Below are 25,037 nucleotides of genomic sequence, written 5' to 3' on the forward strand. Positions count from 1 at the left end.
TCCGGCGAGAGTGCAGAACACGCCGCTCACCTCGCGAGGTGAGCGGCGTGTTCTGCACTCTCGGCGCCGAGCCGGGCCGGGCCGGGCCGGGCCGGCCGGGCTGATCAGGCCTGCGCGAACGCCTCGATCGGCGGGCAGGCGCACACGAGGTTGCGGTCCCCGTACGCCTGGTCGATCCGGCGCACGGGCGGCCAGTACTTGCGACCGGCGATGCCCGGCAGCGGGTAGACGGCCTGTTCACGCGTGTAGGCGTGCGCCCACTCCCCCGCGATGACGCTCGACGCGGTGTGCGGCGCCCCGACGAGCGGGTTGTCGTCCGCCGGCCAGGTGCCCGCGGCGACCTCGTCGGCCTCGGCACGGATCGCGAGCATGGCGTCGACGAACCGGTCGAGCTCCGCCAGGTCCTCGCTCTCGGTCGGCTCGACCATGAGCGTGCCCGCGACCGGGAACGACATCGTCGGTGCGTGGAACCCGTAGTCGATCAGGCGCTTCGCGACGTCGTCCACGGTGATGCCGGTCGCCTCGCGCAACGGCCGGAGGTCGAGGATGCACTCGTGCGCCACGAGACCGTCGTCGCCCGTGTAGAGGACGGGGAACGCGTCGCGCAGCTTCGCCGCCAGGTAGTTCGCGCCGAGCACGGCCGACTCGGTGGCGCGCGTGAGCCCCTCGACGCCCATCATGCGGACGTAGGTCCACGTGATGGGCAGGATGCTCGGGCTGCCGTACGGCGCCGCCGAGACGGGTCCGCCACCGTGCGCGAGCCGGTCCGCGCCGTCCGGCGCGACCGAGCCGGGGCGACGGTCGGCGTCCTGCGCGAACGGGTGGCCGGGGAGGAACGGGGCCAGGTGGGCCCTGGCGGCCACCGGTCCGACACCGGGTCCTCCGCCGCCGTGCGGGATGCAGAACGTCTTGTGCAGGTTGAGGTGCGAGACGTCGCCGCCGAAGTCGCCGAAGCGCGCGTGCCCGAGCAGCGCGTTGAGGTTCGCGCCGTCGACGTAGACCTGCCCGCCGGCCTCGTGCACGGCGTCGCAGATCGCGCGAATCTCGTGCTCGTACACACCGTGCGTCGACGGGTAGGTGATCATCAGCGCGGCCAGGTCGTCCCGGTGCTGCTCGGTCTTGGCGCGGAGGTCGGCGAGGTCGACGTTGCCGTCCTCGTCGCACGCCACGACGACCACGCGCATGCCCGCGAGCACGGCGCTCGCGGCGTTCGTCCCGTGCGCGCTCTGCGGGATGAGGCAGACCGTGCGTGCGGTGTCCCCGTTGGCGCGGTGGTACCCGCGGATGGCCAGGAGTCCGGCGAGCTCACCCTGGCTCCCGGCGTTCGGCTGCACCGAGACGGTGTCGTACCCGGTGACCTCGGCGAGCCACGACTCGAGGTCGGCGATCATCGACAGGTACCCGGCGACGTCCTCACGCGGCGCGAACGGGTGGATCCCCGCGAACTCCGGCCAGGTGACGGCGGCCATCTCGGTCGCGGCGTTGAGCTTCATCGTGCAGCTGCCGAGCGGGATCATGCCGCGGTCGAGCGCGTAGTCCTTGTCGGCGAGGTGCTTGAGGTACCGCATCATCCGGGTCTCGCTGCGGTGTGCCTGGAACACGGGGTGCGTCAGGTAGGCCAACTCGCGCCGCAGCGCGGCCGGGAGGCCCGGGGTGGCGTCACGCACGGCGGCCTCCGCCATCGGGACGGTCATGGTCGACGCGGCCGACTCGGAGGCCTCCGAGTGGGCTGCGGCGACGTCGCGGAACACGTCGGCGAGCGCTGCGACGTCCTCGGGCGTGGTCGTCTCGTCCGCCGAGAGCTGGAGGGTGTCCGCGTCGACGAGGTGCAGGAGGTACCCGCGGTCACGCGCCGCGTCGACGATCGCGGCGGCCCGGCCGGGGGCGCGGAGCGTCAGTGTGTCGAACCAGGCGTCGACGGGCACGCCGATCCCGGCGGCACGAGCCGCGTCGGCGATCGCGGCGGTCGTGCGGGCGACCCGGTCGGCGATGAACCGCAGGCCCTCGGGGCCGTGGTAGACGGCGTACATCGAGGCCATGACGGCGAGGAGCACCTGCGCGGTGCAGATGTTGCTCGTCGCCCTCTCGCGCCGGATGTGCTGCTCGCGGGTCTGGAGGCTGAGGCGGTAGGCCATGCCACCGTCCGCGTCGAAGGACACCCCGACGAGGCGACCGGGCAGCTGCCGCTCGAGGCCCGCGCGGACGGCGAGGTAGCCGGCGTGCGGTCCACCGAAGCCGAGCGGCACGCCGAAGCGTTGGGTCGTGCCGACGGCGACGTCCGCGCCGAGGTCACCGGGCGACGCGAGGAGCGTCATCGCGAGCAGGTCCGCCGCGACGACGGCGATGCCGCCCCCGTCGTGGATCCGCTCGATCACCGACGCGGGGTCGACGATCCGGCCGGACGCGCCCGGGTACTGCACGACGAGTCCGAAGGCGCCCTCGACGTCGACCTGGTCCGGTCCCCCGGCGACGTCGATCGTGCGCAGGGTGATGCCGACGGCCTCGGCCCGGTGCTCGAGCAGCGCCATGGTCTGCGGCAGGACGTCCCGGTCGACGAGGAACACGTCCCCGCGGACCTTCGAGGCCCGGCGGGCGAGCAGCATGCCCTCGACGACCGCGGTGCCCTCGTCGAGCATCGAGGCGCCCGCGGTGGCCATGCCCGTCAGGTCCGCGACCATCGTCTGGAAGTTGATGAGCGCCTCCAGCCGGCCCTGCGAGATCTCCGGCTGGTACGGCGTGTAGGCCGTGTACCAGCTCGGATTCTCGAGCACGTTCCGCTGGATGACGGCGGGCGTGTGGGTGCCGTGGTAGCCGAGTCCGATCATCGGGCGGCGCACGGTGTTCCGTGCCGCCATCCGACGGAGCTCCGCGAGCGCCTCGGTCTCGCCGACGGCACCGGGGATCACCGAGTCGACGACGGGCTCGGCGTGGATCGCGGCGGGGACGGCCGCGCGGACGAGCGCGTCGAGGGAGTCGTACCCGACGGTCTCGAGCATGAGGCGCTGGTCGGCCGCGCCCGTGCCGATGTGGCGGTCGCCGAAGGTGGTCTGCAGGTTCTGGTCGGCCTGCGGGGTCCGGTCGTGCTGGGTCATGTCCTCGTCCATCCGATCAGCCCGCGAAGGCGGCGTACGCCTCGTGGTCCATGAGGTCCTCGGGGAAGCTGGTGCCGTCGACCTGGATCTTGACGAGCCAGGCTCCACCGAAGGGGTCCTGGTTGACGAGGTCCGGGGTGTCCACGACGGCGTCGTTGCGCTCGACGACGGTGCCCTCGATCGGCGAGAACAGCTCGCCGACGCTCTTCGTCGACTCGATCTCGCCGAGGGTCTGTCCGGCCGTCGCGGCGGTGCCGACCTCGGGGAGCTCGACGAACACGACGTCGCCGAGCTGGTCCGCGGCGAACTGGGTGATGCCGACGGTGACGACGTCACCCTCGACGAGGAGCCACTCGTGGTCCTTGGTGTAGCGGAGCGCGGTGATGTCGGTCATGGTCAGCCTTTCTGGCCTGGGGCGGCGCTGGCGGGGCGGCGGTAGAAGGGGAGTTCGGAGACGGTCGCCGGGACGGCGGTGCCGCGCACGTCGACACGCAGGACGGTGCCCGGGGTGGCGACCGCAGGGTCGACGTACGCCATGGCGACGGGGTGCCCGAGCGTCGGTGACAGGGCGCCCGAGGTGACCGTGCCGACGGTCTGGCCGCCGTCGAGCACCGGGTAACCGGCACGGGCGGCACGGCGACCCTCCATGACGAGCCCGACGAGGAGCGGGGCGTCGGTGGCGGGCGTGACCCCGGCCCTCCCGACGAATTCCGTGTCCATCGCGACGACGCGACCGAGTCCGGCCTGCGCGGGACGCACGGTGGTGTCGAGTTCGTGGCCGTACAGCGGCATCCCGGCCTCGAGCCGGAGCGTGTCGCGTGCGGCGAGCCCGGCGGGCACGACGCCGCGGTCGGCACCGGCGTCGAGCAGGGCGTCCCAGAGCACGGGCGCCAGGTCGGTGGGGCAGTAGATCTCGAAGCCGTCCTCGCCCGTGTAGCCGGTGCGGGCGATGAGGACGTCCTGCAGGTCGAACGAGGCGTGCAGGACCCGGTAGTAGCGGAGCTCGTCGAGCGGCGTCTCGGGCTGCAGACGATCGGCGACGACGAGCGCGTCCAGCGTGCCCGCGGCGGCCGGGCCCTGGATCGCGACGAGGGCCGTGGTGTCGCTGTCGTCCGTGACCTCGACGTCGTGGCCCACCGCGCGGTCGCGCAGCGCGGCGACGGCGACGTCGCGGTTGGCGGCGTTCGCGACGACGAGGAACGCGTCGTCCTCGGTGCGGTACACGACGACGTCGTCGAGCACGCCGCCGTCGTCGGTCAGGAGCAGCGAGTACTTCGCCCGACCGACGGGCATCGTGGCGTGCTTGCCCGCGAGCGCGGCGTCGAGGTACGCGCCGGCACCGGGCCCCTGGACGCCGATCTCCGCCATGTGCGAGAGGTCGAACAGCCCCGCGGCGCTGCGCACGGCGTGGTGTTCGGCGAGGTCGGAGCTGTACCGGACGGGCATCTGCCAGCCCGCGAAGTCCGTGAACGTGGCGCCGGCGGCGGCATGGGCCTCGTGGAGTGGGGATCGGCGGTGCACCGATGGTCCGGCACTGCCCGACGGGGTCGGATCGGTCATGGGGTGGAGTTCTCCTGCGTCGACGCGTCCCGGCGGGGACGCCGGTCGGAACTCCCCCTCTGTCATGTGCCTGAGAGTTTCGCCGACCGGTCGGAGGCGGTCGGCTTTCACCGTGGGCGAGGGCACGCCGTGACGGCGCCCTGCTTTTCAGAGTGGCCTGACCCCTGCGGTCGTACGACCTGAGAGATTGACGGGGAGGTTGCTCCTTCGGTGTCCGGTCTCGCGGTCGCCGACTCGGCGCGCTCGTGATCGGACTCTCCCGCAGGGTGTGGGCGGCCCGGTGTGCTGTTGTGGCCCCGATCGTACCAACGCGGTGTTACGGCCTCGTGACGAGGCCGGCCGGTCGTTCGACATCTCGTAGGATCACCGCGTGGCCGGACAGCGATCGCGCCCGCGTGGGCAGCTCGAGCAGGCGGTGCTCGACGTGCTCTGGTCCGCGGGCCCCGACGGGCTCACCGCCCGTGAGGTCCTCGACCGCTGCGACGAACCACGACCCGCGCTGACCACCGTGCTGACGGTGCTCGAGCGCCTCGGGCGGAAGGGCGGGGTGCTCCGCGACGAACAGGCCGACGCCCCCCTGCGGTTCCGCGCGAGCCGCTCCCGCGCCGACCACGCCGCGTCCCTCATGGAGTCCGCGCTCGCCGCGTCGAGCGACCGCGAGGCCGCGCTGCTCCGCTTCACCGGCTCCCTGGCGTCGGACGACCTCGAGGCCCTGCGTCGCGCGATCGACGCGCGCGCCCGGTCCTGACGGGAACGACCGTGATCGTCTGGGGCGTCGCCCTCGTCGTGACCGCGGTCGTCGTGGCCGCCGCCGCTCCCCGGCTGCTCACCCGGTGGGCGTGGACGATCGACCGCCCTCGGACCGCGCTCGTCAGCTGGTGCGCCGCGGTCCTCATCGGGGTCGGCGGCTCCGTGTCGGGCGTCACGCTCGTCGCGCTCGGGGGTCGACACGGGGCGGACCCGTTCCGGCTGGCTGCCTCGCCGACCCACGGCGCGCACCTCGTGGTGGCCGTCGCCGCGGTGCTCGCGTTCGTGGTCGCCGTCCGCGTCCCTCCCGGGCCGGAGCACGCGGCCGTCCGCGCGGCCCTGCGAACCGGGGCGGCGGAACGTCGTCGGGTCGCCGGGACCGAGATCGCGGTGGTCGCGGGCGAGCGGGCCCTGGCGTGCGCCGTGCCCGGACGCGACCGCACCGTGCTCGTCAGCACCGGACTGGCAGCGCGCCTCCGTCCCGACGAACTCGATGCCGTCGTCGCACACGAGGCGGCGCACCTGACGGGGCACCACGCGGCCGTGGTCGGCGTCGCGGAGTCGATCGAGCGGGCGGTGCCGTGGGTGCCCGGCGCGCGCGCCATGGCGAGTGCGACCCGGGTCCTGGTCGAGTTCGCCGCCGACGACACCGCCGCTAGACGCGTCGGTGCCGAGGTGGTGGCCCGAGCGATCGAGCGCAGTGACGTCGGTGGTGCGGCGCCCCTGACCGGCGTCCGGGTCGCTCGACTCCGGAGACCGGCCACACCGGGTCAGCGCCGGTGGCGGGCAGCTCCGGTGACGTCGCGGAAGAAGTCGGCGTAGAGCACGGGCTCGAGGTCCCCGTCGACCGGGTACCCCCAACGGCGCTCGCGGCGCTGCTGTCGGAACGTCTTGATGCGAGCCGGGGGGACGCCCGGCTCGGACTCGTACAGACTCATCTGATCCCCTGGTGCCTGATCGCTTGGGTGTCGGTGGTCGGTCGTCGCCCGTCGAGGACGACGTCGGCGCTCGCTGCGCTCGGTGTGCACGCGGTGCGCTTCTGGTCCTTCGACAGTACGTGCAGCGTTCTCGGCAAGTCAGGGGTTGACCTGGCCCCCGGACAGGGGTAGTGCCAGGGCGCCGTGTCCGGCCCGCGCGGTAGGATCGGGTACCACCACCATGAGGGGGACCGTGAAGGCACTCACCGAGTCCGACATCCGATCGTCGTTCGTCAACGCGACCCCGGAGGAGCTCGACCACCTGCCGATCCCGGGTCTGCACGAGATGCTCTGGGACGAGCGCGAGTACCTGGGTTGGCGCGACCCGCAGGCCGCCCGCCGCGGCTACATGGTCCACTGGATGGACGGCCGCCCCACCGGGATCGTCGTCCGCGCAGCCGGCGGTTCGCTCCGGCCGGGCATCGCGGCGATGTGCTCCTTCTGCCACTCACCCCAGCCGGCCACGCAGGTCCGGTTGTTCTCGGCTGCGCGTGCCGGCGAGTCCGGCCGGAACGGCAACACCATCGGGTCCTACATCTGCGAGGACCTGGCGTGCTCGCTCCTCATCCGCGTGGCGCCCCCGCACCTCAACCCGCCCGAGACGATCGCAGCCCGGTCCGCGGCCCTGCTCCAGCGCGTGCAGAACTTCACCGCGGACGTCATGAAGACCGCGTGACCACGGGTGCTCCCGACCGGTTCGCCGCAGCGCGCTGGGTCACCGTCGAACGCCACGACGCCGGGCGGTGGTCCGTCACGGTCCTCGATGAGGCCGACGACGAGATCGCCTCGTTCGGCATGGGGGTCGAGGGCGAGTGGGAACCCGACGTCGTGGACCACGTGGCGTTCGCGCTGACCCGGCTCGGATTGCGGACCGTCGGCGCCCGCCCCTGGCGTGAGGACGAGCTGGGCCTGGCCCGCGCAGCCGTCCTGCCCGCCTGACACCGCGCCCCGGTCGCGTTCAGCGCGCCCCGTTACGGTTCGGGAGGCACGGGTGCGGCCCGCACCGCGCCTCCAGACCGGAAGGACCACCGCAGCATGTCCGTCGTCAAGATCAACGCCATCCACGTCCCCGCCGGTGCCGGCGCCGAGCTCGAGCAGCGGTTCGCTGCCCGCAGACACGCGGTCGACGGGGCTCCCGGCTTCGAGGGCTTCCAGCTCCTCCGCCCGGTGAAGGGCGACGACCGGTACTTCGTCGTCACGACGTGGGCGGACGAGGCGTCGTTCCGAGCCTGGGCCGCCGACGGCGCGAAGGCGGCGCATGCCGGTGGGTCCGAGGGTGCGCACGGTCGGCATGCGGCGGCGCCCGGCGAGCACGGCGCTCCTGCCGGACACGGTGCTCCTGCCGAGCACGGCGCTCCCGCCGGACACGGCGACGCGCAGGACGGCGCCCGACGCCCCGTCGCGACCGGCGCGGATCTGCTCGAGTTCGAGGTCGTCGAGCTCTGAGACCCGCTACGCCCTGACGGACCGCACGCGGTCGAGCACCACCTCGGCCACGAGCGCGGCCGCGTTCTCGGGCAGCCAGTGGTCCTCGTCGACGGCCACGAACCGGTAGGGCGCCGCGACGTACCGCTCGGTCGCCTCGGCCGCGACCCGACCGAGTGCCGCGTCCCGGGAGCCCCACAGGTACGACGTCGGGACACGGACCAGCGGGTCGACGCGCGGCGTGCCGGCCGGAGTGGGCAGCGCCAGTGCGCGGTACCAGTCGATCGCCGCGCGCAGTGCTCCTGGCTCGCGCATCCGACGGTCGTACCGCTCGGCGGTGGCGCGTGCGAGGCCCATGCCCTCGAGCACCGGGACGAGACGCCCCCGGAGCAGCCGTTCGGGGAGCCAGGGCACCTGGAACGCCGCGATGTACCACGACCGCAGGGCCTGGTCGGAGCGGACCGCCGCGAGCGCCATCGCCCGCGGGTGCGGGGTCGCCAGGACCGTGAGCGACGCGAGCCGGTCGGGAGCCCGCTGCGCGAGCCGCCAGGCGACCAGCCCGCCCCAGTCGTGGCCGACGAGGTGGACCCGCTCTGCGCCGAGTCGGTCGGCGAGCGCCAGGACGTCGTCGACGAGCCAGTCGCGCCGGTACGCGCGGCGTCCCTCCGGTCGCGCCCCGACCGCGTACCCGCGTTGGTCCGGCGCGACGACGCGGAGGCCCTCGGCCGTCAGGAGCGGCGTGACCGCCCGCCAGGTGCTCCGGTCGGCGGGGAACCCGTGGAGGAGGACCGCGACCGGACCGTCTTCTGGGCCGCTGTCGTCGACGTCGAGGACGAGGCCGCCGCGGCGGAGCTGGTCGATGCGGGTCATGCCGCCACGGTAGGCCGCCCACGAGTGGCGGTCCGGCCCAACGGGGTACGTGCGAACCGGGAGCGACGGCGCAGCGGCCCATCGGGCGGCCTGCTGTGGGAGCGGGAGGAAGATCCGACGCCCTCGACCTGCCGGGAGGACCGGATCGGGAGGGGTGGGGGCTCGACACCCGAAGCCGAGCCCACCACCGGCGGCACCCGAATCGCCGCTCGTAACCACGGGCCCCGAAGCCCGGATTGGTTGCGAGCATATTGGGACCGCCGTGTCCGCCGCAGCTCCCGCACGTCCCCAGACCAGAGGTAGAACGAGTGTTCTGTACCCCGCCGGAGGGTGCCGTAGGTCGGAACACGCGCCGTTCATCCGCCGAGCGGCGGCGGATGCGTCCCCCAGCCGCACGGTACGGATTCTGGACCGACACGGGTCACGCACGTCACCCCGGCACGCAGGACCACGGCAACGACAGCGGCGGTCGCCCGGTCTCCTGACCGAAGCGACCCTCGCTGGCAGGCCGTGCGCGCACTCGTCGCCGTCTTCGCTGAGGAACCCCGCCACCGGCGCCGCCCCCTTCCAGTCCTGCCCCGATGGTGCTAGAGTTCGGAGCTGGCGTTCTGCCGCGGACCCATCTCATCCGCCCCGCCGCCTGCTCCGTACCGGCTCCATCGAGTCGCATTCCACCGGGGCCCCGTCCCGCCGATCATGGCCGGACAACCCACGCCGACCTCCGGCGTGTGCGATCCGAGTGCCCGCCCGGCCAGCGCCCTGTACAAGGGATCGAGGCCAGCGCACCGCGCTCGTCGCCAACGAACCATCGGAAAAGACAGCACCATGACCAGCACCATCGACTTCATCCAGATCAGCGGGACCGTGCTCGACGCGCCCGTCCTGACCACCGACGACCTCGTCGAGTTCGTCGTCGCCGACGACGTCTCCCGTCGCGAGTTCCTCGTCCGCCTCCCCCGCACCGAGCTCGGCGCGCACGTCGTCGCCGGCGCCCACGTGCAGGCCGCCGGCGCCGCCGGCTGGGTCGTCCCGGGCCGTCCCTGGCGGCACGAGCCGAGCCGCACGATCCTGCAGGCGCACGACGTGCAGCTCGCGGCGCTCGCCTTCGCGGCCTGACGACACCGTGCGGCCCGACGGTACCGTTTCGCCCGACGGCGCGGTGCCGACGGTACCGTTCCGCCCGACGCCGCGGTACCGCCCACGGCACCGTGACAGGCGCCCGGCCCTGAGCCGGTTCAGTCGGCGCGGAGCACGCGTGCAGCGACGTCGGGTGGACACCGATCCTCGACGCGGTACATCCCCCGGGCGTGCGCGACCGGCACCCACGGCAACCACCGACGGTTGAGGCCGAACCCCCGACGTGGGGCGAACGACCAGTGCTCCTGCTGCCACCCGACCCCGCGGAGGTCGAACGCGTGCTCGACCGTCGCGAACATCGTGGTCGTGCCGTGTGTGACCACGCGAGCGACGTCGAGCCAGTGGTCGTCGTGCGTCAGCGCGAACAGCCGGGCGAACACCGAGGCGTTCACGGCGAGGAACCCGTCCGTCATCGACACCCCGGACGCGATGAGCTGGTGTCCGATGGTCGAGACCCCGTGCTTCCAGTGGAGCAGCGCTGGATCGGCGTCCTCCGGCATCGGCACGTCCCAGACGTAGATCCACGTCTCGGCGACCGAGGCCGCGGAGGCCGCCCGGTCCAGCCATTCGGCCCCGCGGGTCGCGTCGTACAGGTCGAGGAACCCCTCGGCGGCCAGGACCGCGGCTTCCTTGTCCACCACGTCGGGATTGTCGAGGGTGCCACCGGCGTACCACCCGCGGCGTCCGTACTCCCGCCAGACGAACTCGGCGGCACGCACGGCACCGGCGAGCGCCTCCTCCGACCCCACGGCGACGAGGAACGGCACGACGGTGGCGGTCCCGGACCGCGAGTCGTCGAGCACCTCGCCGGTGCCGGCCACCCAGGCGCGCGGGAGGGAACCGTCGAGGGCCTGGTTCCGGAGCAACCAGCTCCCTGCCCTCGTGACCCAGGCGGCCCAGGACCGGTGTTCCTCGCCGTGACGGCGTTCGAGCGCCAGGGCGTCGAGCACCGCGAGCGCTCCCTCGGCCACGGCGCGGGCGTACACCGCCGGCTGGTCCCGGAACGTGCGGTACGTGGTCGTCGCACCCGTCACGGTGTCGAACCCCTCGCCAGCGGGCGGATCCAGGGCGAGCGTGACGAACGAGTCGATGATCGCCAGACCGCTCGCCCGGTACCGCTCGGCCACGGCTCCGTCATCGGTGCTGTCCGCCTCGCGGAGCAGGACGACGGCCGCGTCGGTGTTCGCCCCGACGAACCCCATCACCGCGGCGGTCGCCTCGTCCGTCCGCTCCGGGACGACCGCGTCCGCCTCGAGCGGGACCCCGGTCCGTCCGCCGACCGCCACGACCTGATCGGCCAGGACGGCCGCCGCGCTGCGCACGACGTCCGCGATGTCCGCGCTGCGCACGGCCGGGGCGAAGCGGTCCCAGACCCAGCGCCAGGTCTGCCGGACGACGTCGGGGAAGTCGGTCGAGCCTCCCGTCCGCACCGCGACGGCGTACTCCTGGGTCGCGCCGTCGTCCAGGGGGTGGAAGCGGCGCCGCCACGCGTCGAGCTGGAGGAGCGGAAGACCGCCGCTGCTGTAGGTGACGGGTCCTTCGGTGCCGGGGAACCACACGCCGAGCTCCACGCGGTCGCCGGTGCTCCGCGCGCCGATGGACGCGAACGCGAGCCGCGGGTCGACGATCGTCTCGCCACCGTCCTCGACCATCCCGTCGGCGGCGATGGTGTCACCGCGCGGGTCGCGGTGGGCGATGGCCGCCCAGCCTCCGTCCTCGAGTCGGATGCCGAACAGCGGTGCCGCGGCACGGTCCTCCCGAACGATCGCGGTGGTGACCCCGGCCCGCCGTCCGTGCACGCCGGCGATGGCGAGCGGCTGGACCTGTGGCGCGTTGCCGTATGCGACGCCGGGGCAGAACGGCTCGACGCGCTCCCACGGCGCGGCCGCGTCGACCTCGACGACGACCGCCGTGCCGTAGCCGCGGGCGGGCCCCTGGCCGCCGCGGACGGTGACCCGGCGGGCCATGCGGACGTCGTCGCCGTCGGTGTCCCACCGGTCCTCGACCTGGAGGACCGTCCCGCCCCCGACGTCGATGCGTGCGGTGCCGACGAGGCCGTCCGCCGTGACCGTCAGCGACTCGTAGGGCGCGCGGTGCTCGGTCTCGACGCCGGTGTCCGCGTCCGTGACCGCGTCCGCGTCCGTGTCCGTCCCGGGCCTCCACGTGAGCACCACGACGGGAGCCGCCGCCACGAGCGCCGGACCGCCCCCACCGGGGGTCGTGATGCGGACGCCGAGCCCGCCCGGCACGTCGGTGGCCTCGACGCGCGTGGTCATCCCTTGATGCCGCTCGACGCGATGCTCGGCACGATGAACCGCTGGAACACGAGGAACATCGCCACGACGGGCAGGGTGAGCAGCACCACGCCCGCCATCTGCACCGTCGGCAGCGTGTAGTTCTGCGACTGCAGGCTGTTGAGGCCGAGCGTCAGGACGTACATGTCCTTGTCGCTCGTCATCGTCACCGGGATGAGGAAGCTGTTCCACGTCCACGTGCCGGCGAGGATCGCCTGCGTGGCGATCGCCGTGACCGACAGTGGCAGCCCGATCTGCAGGAAGATCCGGAAGCGGTTCGCGCCGTCGAGCGCCGCGGCCTCCTCGAGGTCCTTCGGGATCGTGCCGAACGACTGCCGCATGAGGAAGATGAGGAGCGGGTTGACGATGAACGGGATGATGAGCGCCGCGTAGGTGTTCAACCAGCCGAGCTTGACGATCTGCAGGTAGAGCGGGATGAGGTACGCCTGCAGCGGCACGAGCAGGATCACGATGATGCCCGTGAACACGACGCGCTTGCCGCGGAACTGCAGACGGGCCAGCGCCCAACCCGCCAGGGTGTTCACGATGACGGCGCCGGCGACGACGCAGCCCGTGACGATCGCGGTGTTCGCGTACCAGCGTCCGATCGGGGCGTGCGTGAACACGTACGTGTAGTTCGACAGGGTCAGGTGCGACGGCGGGACGATCGAGAAGAAGTCCGCTGGCGACAGGAACGAGCAGTACAGCACGAACAGCAGCGGGGCGACCATGATCAGTCCGAACACGATGAGGAACGTGTACCGGGCGGACCGGGCGACCGTCTGCTGGGTGCGGTGCGAGCGCATCGGGCGACCGGTGCCGCTGGTCGGTGTGCTCGGGCGGGTGACCGCGGTCCGCTGCGTCGAGGTGGCGCTCATGCGTCCTGCTCCTTCGGGCCGAGGAGCCGGCTGACGACGCCGGCGAGGATCACGATGGCGAGCAGGATCACGGTCGCCGCCGAGGCGTACCCGATGTTGCTCAAGCGGAACGCCTGCTGGTAGATGAAGATCACGATCGTCGATGTCGCGCCGGCCGGGCTGCCGAGCACCGTCCCGCCCGAGATCACGTACGCCTGGTCGAAGACCTGGATCGCCTGGATGATCCCGGTCAGCACCACGAACGCGGTGAACGGACGCACGCCCGGCAGCGTGACGCTGAGGAACTGACGGAAGGCGCCCGCACCGTCCATCTCGGCGGCCTCGTACAGGTCCGCCGGGATCGTCTCCATGCCCCCGACGAAGATCACGATGTACAGCCCGACGAACATGTACACGTACACGATCACGAGGAACCAGAGCGCCAGACCGGGGCTCGCGTACCAGGTCGAGTTCGGCAGGCCGAACAGCGACAGTGCGGTGGACGCGATGCCGCCCTTGACGAACAGCTGCATGAAGATCGTCGTGATCGCGACGGTCGATGTCATGTAGGGCACGAAGTACGCGGTGCGGAGTGCGCCCTTGCCGACGGTGGCACCGCGCAGGACGGCGGCGACGACGATCGCCAGGACCGTCTGCGCCGGGACGACGCCCGCCACGAAGGTCGCCGTGATCCCGAGGGAGCGGCCGAACGCCGGGTCGGCGAACAGCTGCCCGAAGTTCTGCAGCCCGACGAAGCTGCGCTGGTCGAAGTCGAACTTGCCGACCTGCTGCACGCTGAGCACGACGGACTGCGCGATCGGGTAGGCGAACCACCACAGCAGCAGGACCACCGCGGGAGCGAGCATGAGCCACGCAGCCGGGTTGTCGGTCCGGAGCCAGGCGCGGCGGCGCGACGACGTGGGCCGTCGCGCCGCCCTGATGGAGCTCTTGATGGCACTCACGCCGATCGGCTACTTCCCGTACTTCTGCTGGAGCTGGTGCAGCAGGGCCGTGGAGCTCGTCGCCTTCTTCGCGACGAGCTGCTGGAACCCGTTGACCAGGTCGTTGCCGAACTCGGTCGACTTGGTCGGGTAGTCGAGCGACTCGCCCTTCGCCAGCACCGAGTTCGTGAACGCCGCGTACTGCGGGGTGTCCTGGCGGTACTGGCTGATGTACTTCGTGGCGGCCGGGACGTACCCGAGCTTGGTCGTGATGATCGCCTTCTGGGAGTACGAGTCGGTCATCGCGGCGATGACGGCCATGTCGACCGCCTTGTCCTTCGACTTCTGGGCGATGCTGAAGCCACCACCGTAGGTTGCCACCGTCGACGAGGACGCCGTCTTCCCGGGGAGCGTCGTCAGTGTGTACTTCGTCGACGGGTCACTCGTCTGCATGAAGCCGATGTACCAGGGCCCCGCATCGGACATGGCGGCGTTCCCCTTGCCGAAGGCCTCGCCGTCCCAGGTCGCCCCGAGCTGCTCGGCGCTCTCGGCGTCGCCGTTCTTGAACATGGTCAACAGTTGGTCGAGCGCCTGCACGTTCTGCTTCGAGTCGATCGTCGTGCCGCCGTGGTAGCCGCCACCGTTCGCGATCATGTACTGCGTCAGGTGGAACAGGTTCTCGAGCAGCACCACGCCGGGCTTGCCCGTCTTCGCCTTGACCTGCGCCGCGGCCGTCGCGATCTCGGCGAGGGTCTTCGGGGTCGAGGTGACGCCCGCCTCCGCGAGCACGTCCTGGTTGTAGGCGTAGCCCGAGTTCTGCAGGTACGACGGCACCGCGTAGAGCTTGCCGCCGATCTTCCAGCCGTTCACGAGCGCCTTCGGGAACGCGCTGAGCTTGACATCGGTATTCCCGATCACGTCGTCCATCGACGCGATCGCCCCCTCGGTCGCGTACTCGGCGACCGGTGCCGAGTTGTCCCAGAGGGTGATGTCCGGGGCCGTGCCCGCGGCGAACTGCGTCGGCAGCTGGTTCAGCTGGTCGTCGTAGGTCGGGTAGACGTGCGTCTTGATCGTGACGCCGGGCAGTTCCTTCTCGGCGTGCTTGATGATGTCCGACATGTAGGTGTCGACGACGCCGCCGCCGGAGTACCCGACGGTGACGGCGCCCTTGAGGGACGAGCTCGAGCCGGAGCCCGAGCTGCCCGAGCTGCCCGAGCTGCCCGAGCTGCTGCAGCCGGTGAGCACGAGCGCCGCGGCGATGCCGAGCGCTCCCACTCCGGTGACGGTTCGCGTTCGCTTGATCATGATGGGCCTCCTTGCCCTGGCGTGATGACGGGTGGTGCTGCTGGTTCGGGTTCGGGTCAGGCCTGCCCGGTGGCGGCGTCCGCCAGCGGGAGCCAGACGCGCATGGTCGACGGACCGCGCTCGGCCCACTGGTGGTACGGGCGGAGCCGGACGGCTCCGGGGCGCTGGGCGTCGTGCGCGGGCGAGGCGGCGTACGGCCAGTCCCGCTCGGGCGCGTCGACGGCGACCGCGTCGAGCGCCGCGTCGGTGGTGCCGTCCGCGGTCGGCTCGGCCCCCGGGAGGACCTGGATCGCGTCGACGCGATCGGCGTCCTGGTCGATCGACTCGGCGCAGAGCACGAGCGGCCCGCGCTCCACCGCGACCGTCCCGCGGAGCGCGTCGATCCGTTCGTCCGGGGCCACGAGCCGCGGCTGCGTCGGGAGGTCGAGGGTGACGACGTCGCCGGCACGCCAGGCGCGACGGATCGCGACGGACCCGCCGTCGACCGTCTCGGCTCCGTCGCCGGCGTCGACGGTGGCGCTGCCAGCGGCCCAGCCCGGCACGCGGAGGGTCAGGGTCCACGGCTCGGGCGCGTCCTCGGCGACGACGACCCGCACGCGGCCGTCGAGCGGGTAGTCCGTGGCGACCTCGAGGCGGACCGTGCGGCCGTCGGGCAGCGTCGTGTCGATCCGGCCCTCCGCGTACTGGTGCAGTTGCAGGCCGTCGTCGTCCACCGTCGCCACGTACGCGGTGAGGCTGGCGAGGGTGCGCGCGACGTTCGTCGGGCAGCACGACACCGCGAACCACGGCGCACGCTGGCTCGACGCGGCGCGCTCGCTCGGCTCGTCGACCGCGGCCGGGGTGCCGGGCACGTTCCGCTGCAGCGGGTTCACGTAGAAGAACGCGGTGCCCTGCTCGTCCGGGCTCGTCGCGATGACGTTGTACAGCGTCCGCTCGATGAGGTCGGCGTACCGCTCCTCACCGTCGGCGAGCAGGAGCCGCCAGCTGAACATGATCGACCCGACACCGGCGCAGGTCTCGGAGTAGGCCCGATCGGAGGGCAGTTCGAAGTCGTCGCCGAAGGACTCGCCCTCGTGCCGCGACCCCATGCCACCGGTCAGGTACGTGCGGTGCGCGACCGTGTTGTGCCACTGCGTCCGGAGCGCGTCCGACAGCTCGGCGTCGCCCCGGTCCACGGCGAGGTCGACCGCGCCGGCCGCCAGGTAGAGCGCGCGGACCGCGTGGCCACGGAGCACGTCTGCGTCGCGCACGTGCAGGTCGTCGAGGAAGTACGACGCGGGCACGTCGGGATCGTGCAGCGTGCCGTCCCCGCGGCGCTCGATGAACAGCGCCGCCTGCGTCCGGTACCGCTCGTCACCGGTCACGCGGGCGAGCTCCACGAGCGCGACCTCGATCTCCGGGTGGCCGCACACGCGCTGGTCGCCGTCCGCGCCGAAGACGTCACACACGTGGTCGGCCACGCGGATCGCCGCCTCGACGAACGCGTCGCGGCCGGCGGTGCGGGCGCGCGCCACAGCGGCCTGGATCATGTGCCCGGCGCAGTAGAGCTCGTGGCCCCACTCGAGGTCGGACCAGCGCGGCTGCTGCCCCGGGCCTCCGAAGCGCGTGTTGAGGTAGCCGTCCTCCTGCTGGGCTGCGACGACACGGGCCGACAGGTCCTGGAACGTCTGCTCCACCCAGGCATCACCCGAGCGTCCGGACTCCCACGCGAGCGCCTCGAGGAGCTTGTAGATCTCCGAGTCGGCGAACTCCCGGCCTGCGGACGGAGCCTCTCGCCCCTCGGCCGCGCGGTCGAAGTTGCCGACCCAGCCGAGTCGCTCCATCCACTCGAGGCAGTGGCGGAGCGTGGCGCGGGCGTTCGTCGCCTGGCGGTCACCCCAGAAGCCGCCCGTGATCGTGACGTCGGTCATGGGGACGGGGCGGAGGCGGCCCGTCGTCGGCGCGACCACGAGGCCGCGCTGCGAAGTGGGGGTGGTGCTGATGTCGGTCATTCGTGCGTCCTTGCTGCAAATCTCCGGAAAGCTTTACGAACCGTAGCTTCCGGGTCTCGATTGCGTCAAGCGGAAAGCTGCCGGTACTGTTTGCGGCAACGGGTTGCCGGTACTGTTCACGGCAGCGGGGTCGACGCCTGGGGCGGTCGGACAAGAGGGGGCTGCGTGAAGGAACGGCAGAAGGCGGCCACGCTCACGGATGTCGCACGAGCCGCAGGGGTCTCGATCGCCACCGCCTCGCGTGCGCTGAACGGGCGGGGCGAGGTCCGCTCCGAGACCCGCGACCGCGTGTTCGCCGTCGCCGAGCGCCTGTCGTTCCGGCCGAACGTGCTCGCGCAGAACCTGCTCGCAGGGCGCACCGGCACCGTCGGCCTCATCACGTCCGACCTCGAGGGCCGCTTCTCGCTCCCGATCATGATGGGCGCCGAGGACGCGTTCGGCGCCGGTGCCACCCAGATCTTCCTGTGCGACGCCCGTGGCGACACGATCCGTGAACAGCACCACGTCCAGGCGCTGCTGTCGCGCCGGGTCGACGGCCTCATCGTCGTCGGGTCGAGCACCAACCCACGTGCGTCGCTCGGCGACGACCTGCCGGTCCCCGTCGTCTACGCGTACGCACCGTCCGAGGACCCCGCGGCGCTCTCCGTCGTCAGCGACAACGTGCAGGGTGGCCGGGTCGGCATGCAGCACCTCATCGACGCCGGACGACGGCGCATCGCGCACATCACCGGCGAGATCGAGTACCACGCCGCCCGTGACCGCGCGCGCGGTGCCCTCGATGCGCTCGACGACGCGGGCCTCGAACTCGCGGGCGGACGCGTCCTGCACGGCACCTGGAACGAGGCCTGGGGTCGCGGTGCCGCCCGCATGCTCCTCGAGTCCACGCCCGACGTCGACGCGGTCTTCTGCGGCAGCGATCAGATCGCGCGCGGCGTCGTCGACGTGCTCCACGAGCTCGGGCGCGACGTCCCCACCGAGGTCGCCGTGCTCGGCTTCGACAACTGGGGCGTCGTCACACAGAGCTCACGCCCGGAACTGAGCAGCGTCGACATGCAGCTCCAGGAACTCGGCCGCATCGCCGCGAACCGCCTGTTCGCCGCGATCGACGGCCAGGACGACGGCGGGCGTACCGAGGTGCCGTGCCGGCTCGTCGTGCGGGGGTCGACGGCGCCCCTCGGCTGAGCGGAGCGCGGAGCGCCGAGCGCGGAGCGCGGAGCGCCGACATGCGCATGCGGACGACAAGTGCGCTTGCGCCCGCATGTGCACTTGTCGTCCGCATGCGCAGCTGCGCCGATCGGCCGTGATCATGGGTACGTCAGTACTCGCCCTTGATCACGAAGAACGAGCCGCGGATCTCGCCCGCGAGCTTCGACCGCTGCCGGGCGAACTTGAACTTCGACGCGAGCTCATCGGGGACGTCCATGCCCTGCGAGAGCTTGAAGCCAACCGCCCGCTTGCCGCCGTCCTCGATGCTGTACATGACGTTGATCGCGAGACCCGACTCGTAGAACACGTACGTCATCCGGAGGCCATCGACCACGAAGTCGGTGGCCTCGAGCGGGCGGGACGCGATCACGATGTCGCGCTCCTCAGCGAGGATCCGCGTGACGCGGTCGACCGCGTCGGGGGCCTCGTCCGCCGGGGAGGTGACGAACTCGTGGTCGTACTTGTTCTTGTAGTACCGGGCCTCGTTCGCGCGGAGGCCGGCGAGCGCCTCGGCCACCGGCGAGGACTCGAGACCGGCCGTGCTGACGTCCACGAAGTCGATGGTGTTGGACATGCGATCCCTCCTCGGCGGGGTGAGTGAGCACCACCGTAGTGCCGCTCCAGGGTCTCTGCGAGGACGGTTCCCCGGCCCGCCCGCATCCGGCCGAGGCCCCATAGACGATGTCTATACTGCTGTCCAGGACGTGAGGGAGGATGGCATGCGGACCGACCGCGCCGCGGATCTCATCAGCGCCGCGAGGGCGGACATCGGCATGTCCCAGTCCGCGCTGGCCTGTGCGGCGGGGATGCAGCAGCCCACCATCTCGGCGTACGAGAGCGGGCGGAAGCGGCCGCGCGCCCAGTCGCTCGAGCGGATCCTGACGGCCGCCCACACGAGGCCGAGCATCCCGCTGGCCGTGTACGCGGAGGACATCCGCCACGAGGCGGACCGGTTCCATCTCCGCGATGTCCGTGTCTTCGGGTCGGCGGTCCGTGGCGAGGACACCGAGCAGAGCGACATCGACCTCCTCGTCACACTCGGCCCGGGCGCGACGCTCTTCGATCTCGGCGGGTTTGCGGACGCGGTCGAACAGATGACCGGCTTCGCCGTCGATGTCCTCACGGACGCCCAGGTCCAAGACCCCTTCTTCCGCCACGTGCAGGACGAGGCCGTGCGACTGTGACGGACGGTGACCAGTTCGCACCGCTTCCCCGCGTCACGCCGGATGCTCGGTCGACAGCGCGCGATCGATGGCCCGCCGTCAGAGCGGGACTCCTGGACCTGCTGGCCGAGTGCTCGGCGATCGTGGAGCACGGCCAGCGGGAGTTCAACGCGCCCCGGAGCCTCACCTACCGGGCGGCTGAAGCCGTCATCATCCACTTCGACGACCTGATCGGACGCCTCCCACCTGAACGGGCAGCGCTCCTGCCGCCGGACCTCTCACTCGCGGCGGTCCGGAGGACACGGAACATCCTGTCCCACGACTACCGGGCAGCGCGGAAGGACATCGTCTGGGGAGTGATCGAACACCGTGTCCCCGCGGTGATCATCGCCCTCGTGGACTGAACCTGCGACGACAGGGAGCTGGCTGGTTCTGGTACGCGGGGAGACTGCGGAAGCGTACATCGCGGCAGCTGTGCCGGTCAGACGGGAGGCGCGGGACGGCGCCGCCCCGCGCCTCCCGTCCGTCAGTGCTGGCCGCTCCAGACGAGCCAGACGCGCGCTGCGATCGCCCGGTACGCCATCGGCGACCCCGCCGTCTCCGGACCGAACCAGGCCGTGAACTCCTCGTGGAGGATCCGCTGGACGTCGTCCACGGAGGTCGCGTGGGGCAGCCGGTCCGCGATCGTCTCGGCCTCGGGGCGGTACTCGTCCGTGTTCGTCTCGAAGGCGATGCCGACCGGGTCGACCGCGAACAGGATCGCCTCGAGCTGCTCGACGAACGCGCCGGGGTCCGGCGTCGGCGGGGTCTGCGGCGAACGCGCTCCACGGAAGAGGGCAGCGAGGCCCGAGCGCGGACGCCGTACCGCGTCCGGGCGCTCCTCGGGCTCGTCCACGCGGGCATCTGCGCCGCGCGCTGCATCGACCCGAAGCGTGAGTTCCGCGACGAGCAGGAGCTGCACGCACCACGACCGCGCAGCCTCGGGCACGGCGATGAGCGATGCGGAGAGCTCGTCCGCCGCACGGCGCAACGTGCGGGCGGCGTCGGGTGCGAGGACATCACCGTCGACCACCGCGGCCGCCGGACCCACGATGTCCGGCGCGATCGACACCGGATCGACCAGGCCGAACCGCTCGCCGCGGTCGACGGCGATCGGGATGGGCGAGGTGCGGTGCGCGGTGAGGGCAGCCTCGAGCTCGATGGTCATCCTGGCGAGCGTATCGACGGCCGCGGGCTCAGTTGTTGAAGCGGAACTGCACCACGTCGCCGTCCTGCATGACGTAGTCCTTGCCCTCGATCCGGGCGACCCCACGAGACCGTGCCTCGGCGATCGACCCTGCGGCGATGAGGTCGTCGAACGAGATCACCTCGGCCTTGATGAAGCCCTTCTCGAAGTCGGTGTGGATGACGCCCGCGGCCTGCGGCGCCTTCCAGCCCTTGCCGATCGTCCAGGCGCGCGACTCCTTGGGACCGGCGGTCAGGAACGTCTGCAGCCCGAGGGTGTCGAACCCGATACGGGCGAGCTGGTCGAGCCCGACAGGCTGGCCTGGTCGACACGAGGCGTCGACCAGGCCAGAGCGGTTCTCCCCTCCGTTCGGCGCCCGAAGAGCGCGTCACGCACCCCGTGTCATCGGGGAGCGTCTCAGGCAGTCGCGGCCGCGCGCGATCCCTGCACGCGCTCGGCGAACGCGTCGATGCGGGCGATGTCATCAGGCGTGAGGACGACGTCCGCCGCGGCCACGTTCTCCGCGACCCGGTTCGCATTGCGCGACCCCGGGATCGGGACGAGGTCGTCGCGCTTCGCGAGGATCCACGCGAGTGACAGCTGCGAGAGCGAGATGCCCTTGTCGTCCGCGATTGCCGACAGCCCCTGGGCGACGGCGACGTTCGCGTCGAAGTGCTCCGGTGCCCACCAGTCGAGCATGTGTCGGATGTCGTCAGACGGGTAGTCGGAGCGAGGGCGGACGGCTGCACTCAGGAAGCCGCGCGCCAGCGGCGAGTACGCGACCACACCGATGCCGAGCTCATCGACGACGGGGAAGAGCTCCTCGGACTCTCGGGCGAACACGGAGTACTCGGTCTGGAACGCCGAGATCGGGTGGACGGCGTTCGCCCGGCGGAGCTGCTCGGCATCGGTGTTCGACAGCCCCAGGTAGCGGACCTTCCCAGCCTGGACGAACTCCTGCATCACGCCGACGACGTCCTCCACGGGCACCGCGGGGTCATGGACGTGCTGGTACAGGAGGTCGATCGAGTCGGTGCCGAGGTTCCGGAGGCTCGCCTCGACCACCTCGCGGATGTGCTCCGGGCGCGAGTCCGGCGTGTAGGCACCACGGGCGAAGCCGAACTTCGTCGCGATGGTGACCTCGCCGCGGATCGGAGCGAGGGCGGTTCCGAGCAGACGTTCGCCGACGCCCCACCCGTACAACTCTGCGGTGTCGAAGTGCGTGACCCCGAGTTCATACGCGTGCCGGATGGCGGCGGTCGATTCGGTGTCGTCGCTCGGGCCGTAGGCGAACGCCGTGCCCATCGCGCCGTAACCGACAGCACTGACGACCAGACCTTGGTCGCCGAGGATGCGCTGCTGCATGTTGGTTCCTTCCGTGTGGAGCGCAAGTTGTGTCAGTGTACGCCTTTCCTGTCAGACCCTGACACTCTGGGCCCACAGTGTCAGCGGCAGTAGGATGACCCCGTGAGCGAGACGACGAGCCGGACCGGGTTGCGGGACATCACCCGCGACGCCGTGCGTTCTCGGATCGCCGCGGTGGCCGTCGCTCGGTTCGACGCGGAGGGGTTCGACAGCGTGACCGTCGAGCAGATCGCGGCCGAGGTCGGCATCTCCGCCCGGAGCTTCCACCGCTACTTCCCCGCGAAGGAGGACGCGGTGATCGGCGATCCGGCTCGCCACCGAGACGACCTCGCCGACGCGCTCCGCGCCCGACCAGCTGGCGAACCTGTTTGGGATGCGCTCCGCGAAGCGTTCGTCGTGATGCTCGAGCGCGGCGGCGCGGACTCCGACGCCGGCCGTCAATCGGTCCGCGTGATGCTGCGCACGCCGTCGCTCCGTGCCCGCAACCTCGAGAAGCACCTGTCCTGGGCCGAGGTACTCGTGCCGCTCACAGCTGAACGCATCGCCCGCGACGACGCTGACCTCCGCGCCCGGACGCTCGTGCACGCCGCGCTCAGCTGCTTCGACGTGGCGATCAGCATCTGGGCCGTGGAGGACACCCCCGGTGTCCTCCCCGTCGATCTGCTTCGCCGGACCTTCGACACGCTCGACGCCAGCTCCTGACGCCGCTCACGGATCTGTGCTCATCCGATCCGCTGGGTCGACGTCGAAGCGTCCCGGTCCGTGATCGGACGAGCCAGCTGATCGCCGCGGCGCGCAGGCTACAGCCACGTCGGGCCGAACGCCGACGACCGCACACGGTCCGCGTCAGCAGGGCTCTGCGCCAGGTCTCCGGTGACCCTGCGGACTCCCTGCGGACCGAGGCGGGCGAACAGCGCCGGATCGGCGTCGTTCCGAGCCGGTCAGTTGTTGAAGCGGAACTCCACCACGTCGCCGTCCTGCATGACGTAGTCCTTGCCCTCGATCCGGGCGACCCCACGAGACCGTGCCTCGGCGATCGACCCCGCGGCGATGAGGTCGTCGAACGAGATCACCTCGGCCTTGATGAAGCCCTTCTCGAAGTCGGTGTGGATGACGCCCGCGGCCTGCGGCGCCTTCCAGCCCTTGCCGATCGTCCAGGCGCGCGACTCCTTGGGACCGGCGGTCAGGAACGTCTGCAGCCCGAGGGTGTCGAACCCGATACGGGCGAGCTGGTCGAGCCCGGACTCCGGCTGCCCGGTGGCCTCGAGGAGCTCCTGTGCCTCGTCCGGCTCGAGGTCGATGAGCTCGGACTCGATCTTGGCGTCGAGGAACACGGCCTGCGCGGGGGCGACGAGCGCGGCGAGCTCCGCCTTGCGGGCATCGTCGGTGAGCACGGCCTCGTCGACGTTGAACACGAAGATGAACGGCTTGGCCGACAGGAGCCCGAGCTCCTTGATCGGGGCCAGGTCGATGGACGTCGCGGACAGGAGCGTGCCCTGCTCGAGCGCGGCACGGGCCTCCCGAGCGGTCTCGAGGACCGCGGGCTCCGCCTGCTTGAGCTTCACCGTCTTCTCGTACCGCGGCAGGGCGCGGTCGATGGTCTCGATGTCGGCGAGGATGAGCTCGGTGTTGATGACCTCGAGGTCGTCGCGCGGTGAGACCTGGCCGGACACGTGGACGACGTCGTCGTCCGCGAAGCCGCGGACGACCTGCGCGATGGCGTCGGCCTCGCGGATGTTCGCGAGGAACTTGTTGCCGAGACCCTCGCCCTCGCTCGCGCCCTTGACGATGCCCGCGATGTCGACGAACGACACGGGAGCCGGCAGGACCTTCTCCGAGTGGAAGAGGTCCGCGAGCTGCTGCAGGCGCGGGTCCGGCAGGCTGACGACGCCGACGTTCGGCTCGATGGTCGCGAACGGGTAGTTCGCCGCCAGGACCTGGTTCTTCGTCAGGGCGTTGAACAGGGTCGACTTGCCGACGTTCGGGAGTCCGACGATCGCGATGGTGAGTGCCACGACGGACAAGCCTAACGGCGGCGGCAGGGAGGAACGGCGCGGGCCCGCCCCGCACTTCCGGTCCGGCGGCGGCCGGGAGGGACGGTGCGGGCCCGCCCCGCACCTCCCGGTCCGGCGGCGGGCGACGGACGCGGCGTGTGACACGAGGGGATGTCGGAGCGTCGTGCGAGCATGGCGACGTGCCCCTGGACTTCACCGCGATCGACTTCGAGACGGCCAACGGATCGAGCGCCTCGGCGTGTTCGGTCGGACTCGTCAAGGTGCGCGACGGCGTGGTCGTGGAACGGGCCTCCTGGTACATCCGGCCGCCGGTCGGGCACGACGCGTTCCTCGAGTGGAACACCCGGATCCACGGCATCGTCGCCGAGGACGTCATCGACGCCCTCGGCTGGGCCGAACAGTACGTCGAGCTGTGTGCCTTCGCCGGCGAGGACGTCCTGACGGCCCACAACGCCCGGTTCGACATGGGCGTCATCGCGGGCGGGTGCGCGGCCACGGGGATCGACGTCGTGGCCCACCGGCACCTCTGCAGTCTGCAGGTCGCCCGACGCACCTACCAGCTCGATTCCTACCGGCTCCCGATGGCTGCGGGCGCGGCCGGGTTCGACGGCTTCCGCCACCACGACGCCCTCGCCGACGCCGAGGCCTGCGCCGCGATCATCGTGCACGCTGCCGCGCAGCACGGCGTCGACTCGCTCGAGGGGCTGTCGACGGCCACGAACGCCAAGCTCGGGACGATCCAGGCGCGGACGTCCGAGCCCCGCGGCGACCGCGCGATGGCGTTCGCCGACTGAGTTCCCGCTCGGGTCACCCGCCCGCAGCATGGGCCCGCGGCCGGTGTCGGGGGTCGCTGCCACGCTCGGGGAC

At 71.7% G+C, this 25,037-nt stretch carries 25 protein-coding genes, 1 pseudogene and 2 riboswitches; of the genes and pseudogenes, 11 read left to right on the plus strand and 15 right to left on the minus strand.

Annotated elements, in window-relative coordinates:
• Positions 1-104: 104 nt before the first annotated feature.
• The 3 genes from gcvP to gcvT are packed head-to-tail and all read right to left on the minus strand — an operon-like array spanning position 105 to position 4,652.
• A complete protein-coding gene (gene gcvP, locus DEI88_RS12170) occupies positions 105-3,092 on the minus strand; it encodes an aminomethyl-transferring glycine dehydrogenase (RefSeq protein ID WP_181441157.1) in 2,988 nt (995 codons plus the stop codon).
• A gap of 16 nt (positions 3,093-3,108) precedes the next feature.
• On the minus strand, positions 3,109-3,486 hold the full coding sequence (gene gcvH, locus DEI88_RS12175; RefSeq protein ID WP_111071237.1) for a glycine cleavage system protein GcvH: 378 nt from the start codon (positions 3,484-3,486) through the stop codon (positions 3,109-3,111).
• Positions 3,487-3,488: 2 nt separating this feature from the next.
• Complete coding sequence (gcvT, locus tag DEI88_RS12180) at positions 3,489-4,652, minus strand: glycine cleavage system aminomethyltransferase GcvT (RefSeq protein ID WP_111071236.1); 1,164 nt, start codon at positions 4,650-4,652, stop codon at positions 3,489-3,491.
• Between the two features lie 49 nt (positions 4,653-4,701).
• Positions 4,702-4,809: riboswitch (glycine riboswitch) on the minus strand.
• Positions 4,810-4,924: riboswitch (glycine riboswitch) on the minus strand.
• Positions 4,925-5,022: 98 nt separating this feature from the next.
• Here gcvT and DEI88_RS12185 point away from each other — a divergent pair.
• Both DEI88_RS12185 and DEI88_RS12190 read left to right on the plus strand, forming a co-directional pair.
• Entirely contained in the window at positions 5,023-5,400 is a 378-nt protein-coding gene (locus DEI88_RS12185) for a BlaI/MecI/CopY family transcriptional regulator (protein ID WP_111010873.1), read from the plus strand.
• An 11-nt stretch (positions 5,401-5,411) separates the two neighbouring features.
• Complete coding sequence (locus DEI88_RS12190) at positions 5,412-6,221, plus strand: M56 family metallopeptidase (RefSeq protein WP_111071235.1); 810 nt, start codon at positions 5,412-5,414, stop codon at positions 6,219-6,221.
• Here DEI88_RS12190 and DEI88_RS12195 read toward each other — a convergent pair.
• Positions 6,170-6,337, minus strand: coding sequence for a hypothetical protein (locus DEI88_RS12195; RefSeq protein WP_181434884.1), 168 nt, complete (start codon positions 6,335-6,337; stop codon positions 6,170-6,172). The genes DEI88_RS12190 and DEI88_RS12195 overlap by 52 nt on opposite strands.
• 220 nt (positions 6,338-6,557) lie before the next feature.
• Here DEI88_RS12195 and DEI88_RS12200 point away from each other — a divergent pair, with 220 nt between their 5' ends.
• From DEI88_RS12200 to DEI88_RS16455, 3 genes are all read left to right on the plus strand, one after another.
• Positions 6,558-7,052: an FBP domain-containing protein gene (locus tag DEI88_RS12200; protein WP_111010875.1), complete on the plus strand. Its 495-nt coding sequence runs from the start codon at positions 6,558-6,560 to the stop codon at positions 7,050-7,052.
• Positions 7,049-7,315 carry a hypothetical protein gene (locus DEI88_RS12205; RefSeq protein WP_111013659.1) on the plus strand — a complete coding sequence of 89 codons (267 nt, stop codon included), beginning with the start codon at positions 7,049-7,051 and terminating at the stop codon, positions 7,313-7,315. The genes DEI88_RS12200 and DEI88_RS12205 overlap by 4 nt, the downstream gene beginning before the upstream one ends.
• Positions 7,316-7,411: 96 nt before the next feature.
• The gene (locus tag DEI88_RS16455) at positions 7,412-7,822 is read left to right on the plus strand and encodes an antibiotic biosynthesis monooxygenase family protein (RefSeq protein WP_111071234.1); all 411 of its coding nucleotides are present in this window, start codon (positions 7,412-7,414) and stop codon (positions 7,820-7,822) included.
• A 6-nt stretch (positions 7,823-7,828) separates the two neighbouring features.
• On the opposite strand, the gene DEI88_RS12215 is transcribed toward DEI88_RS16455, so the two are convergent.
• Entirely contained in the window at positions 7,829-8,671 is an 843-nt protein-coding gene (locus DEI88_RS12215) for an alpha/beta fold hydrolase (RefSeq protein ID WP_111071233.1), read from the minus strand.
• A gap of 825 nt (positions 8,672-9,496) precedes the next feature.
• Between DEI88_RS12215 and DEI88_RS12220 the strand changes: the two genes are divergently transcribed.
• The gene (locus DEI88_RS12220) at positions 9,497-9,787 is read left to right on the plus strand and encodes a hypothetical protein (protein WP_111010879.1); all 291 of its coding nucleotides are present in this window, start codon (positions 9,497-9,499) and stop codon (positions 9,785-9,787) included.
• Positions 9,788-9,906: 119 nt separating this feature from the next.
• On the opposite strand, the gene DEI88_RS12225 is transcribed toward DEI88_RS12220, so the two are convergent.
• Genes DEI88_RS12225 through DEI88_RS12245 form a run of 5 tightly spaced genes read right to left on the minus strand, consistent with a single transcriptional unit; the run spans position 9,907 to position 17,196 of the window.
• A complete protein-coding gene (locus tag DEI88_RS12225; RefSeq protein ID WP_111071232.1) occupies positions 9,907-12,084 on the minus strand; it encodes a hypothetical protein in 2,178 nt (725 codons plus the stop codon).
• Positions 12,081-12,980 carry a carbohydrate ABC transporter permease gene (locus DEI88_RS12230; protein ID WP_111071231.1) on the minus strand — a complete coding sequence of 300 codons (900 nt, stop codon included), beginning with the start codon at positions 12,978-12,980 and terminating at the stop codon, positions 12,081-12,083. The genes DEI88_RS12225 and DEI88_RS12230 overlap by 4 nt, the downstream gene beginning before the upstream one ends.
• Positions 12,977-13,921, minus strand: coding sequence for a carbohydrate ABC transporter permease (locus tag DEI88_RS12235; protein WP_111036509.1), 945 nt, complete (start codon positions 13,919-13,921; stop codon positions 12,977-12,979). The genes DEI88_RS12230 and DEI88_RS12235 overlap by 4 nt, the downstream gene beginning before the upstream one ends.
• A 9-nt stretch (positions 13,922-13,930) precedes the next feature.
• A complete protein-coding gene (locus DEI88_RS12240) occupies positions 13,931-15,205 on the minus strand; it encodes an ABC transporter substrate-binding protein (protein ID WP_111036510.1) in 1,275 nt (424 codons plus the stop codon).
• Positions 15,206-15,261: 56 nt separating this feature from the next.
• Positions 15,262-17,196: a glycoside hydrolase family 127 protein gene (locus DEI88_RS12245; RefSeq protein ID WP_111071230.1), complete on the minus strand. Its 1,935-nt coding sequence runs from the start codon at positions 17,194-17,196 to the stop codon at positions 15,262-15,264.
• A gap of 165 nt (positions 17,197-17,361) precedes the next feature.
• Here DEI88_RS12245 and DEI88_RS12250 point away from each other — a divergent pair, with 165 nt between their 5' ends.
• On the plus strand, positions 17,362-18,378 hold the full coding sequence (locus tag DEI88_RS12250) for a LacI family DNA-binding transcriptional regulator (RefSeq protein ID WP_111013665.1): 1,017 nt from the start codon (positions 17,362-17,364) through the stop codon (positions 18,376-18,378).
• 133 nt (positions 18,379-18,511) lie between these two features.
• Here DEI88_RS12250 and DEI88_RS12255 read toward each other — a convergent pair whose 3' ends face one another.
• Positions 18,512-18,976, minus strand: a complete 465-nt coding sequence (locus DEI88_RS12255) for a DUF8821 family protein (protein WP_111036512.1) — start codon at positions 18,974-18,976, stop codon at positions 18,512-18,514.
• Between DEI88_RS12255 and DEI88_RS12260 the strand changes: the two genes are divergently transcribed.
• Positions 18,975-19,586: a nucleotidyltransferase domain-containing protein gene (locus DEI88_RS12260; protein ID WP_258374902.1), complete on the plus strand. Its 612-nt coding sequence runs from the start codon at positions 18,975-18,977 to the stop codon at positions 19,584-19,586. The genes DEI88_RS12255 and DEI88_RS12260 overlap by 2 nt on opposite strands.
• On the plus strand, positions 19,583-19,969 hold the full coding sequence (locus tag DEI88_RS12265; RefSeq protein WP_111036513.1) for a HepT-like ribonuclease domain-containing protein: 387 nt from the start codon (positions 19,583-19,585) through the stop codon (positions 19,967-19,969). Before DEI88_RS12260 ends, DEI88_RS12265 begins: the two co-directional genes overlap by 4 nt.
• A 122-nt stretch (positions 19,970-20,091) precedes the next feature.
• Here the strand turns inward: DEI88_RS12265 and DEI88_RS12270 are convergent, their stop codons facing one another.
• The 3 genes and pseudogenes from DEI88_RS12270 to DEI88_RS12280 all read right to left on the minus strand — a co-directional run bounded on the left by DEI88_RS12270 (position 20,092) and on the right by DEI88_RS12280 (position 22,155).
• Entirely contained in the window at positions 20,092-20,772 is a 681-nt protein-coding gene (locus DEI88_RS12270) for a hypothetical protein (RefSeq protein WP_220037253.1), read from the minus strand.
• A 28-nt stretch (positions 20,773-20,800) separates the two neighbouring features.
• Positions 20,801-21,100, minus strand: a pseudogene (locus tag DEI88_RS12275) (DUF933 domain-containing protein); the annotation flags it as partial.
• Positions 21,101-21,207: 107 nt separating this feature from the next.
• The gene (locus DEI88_RS12280) at positions 21,208-22,155 is read right to left on the minus strand and encodes an aldo/keto reductase (RefSeq protein WP_111071229.1); all 948 of its coding nucleotides are present in this window, start codon (positions 22,153-22,155) and stop codon (positions 21,208-21,210) included.
• A gap of 102 nt (positions 22,156-22,257) precedes the next feature.
• Between DEI88_RS12280 and DEI88_RS12285 the strand changes: the two genes are divergently transcribed.
• On the plus strand, positions 22,258-22,857 hold the full coding sequence (locus DEI88_RS12285) for an acyl-CoA-like ligand-binding transcription factor (protein WP_111013668.1): 600 nt from the start codon (positions 22,258-22,260) through the stop codon (positions 22,855-22,857).
• A gap of 239 nt (positions 22,858-23,096) precedes the next feature.
• Here the strand turns inward: DEI88_RS12285 and ychF are convergent, their stop codons facing one another.
• Positions 23,097-24,170 carry a redox-regulated ATPase YchF gene (gene ychF, locus DEI88_RS12290; RefSeq protein ID WP_111010887.1) on the minus strand — a complete coding sequence of 358 codons (1,074 nt, stop codon included), beginning with the start codon at positions 24,168-24,170 and terminating at the stop codon, positions 23,097-23,099.
• A 179-nt stretch (positions 24,171-24,349) separates the two neighbouring features.
• On the opposite strand from ychF, the gene DEI88_RS12295 reads away from it, so the two are divergent.
• Positions 24,350-24,964, plus strand: coding sequence for an exonuclease domain-containing protein (locus DEI88_RS12295; RefSeq protein ID WP_111071228.1), 615 nt, complete (start codon positions 24,350-24,352; stop codon positions 24,962-24,964).
• Positions 24,965-25,037: the final 73 nt, after the last annotated feature.

It is taken from the genome of Curtobacterium sp. MCBD17_003 (genome assembly GCF_003234885.2).
In the GTDB taxonomy this organism is placed as follows: domain Bacteria; phylum Actinomycetota; class Actinomycetes; order Actinomycetales; family Microbacteriaceae; genus Curtobacterium.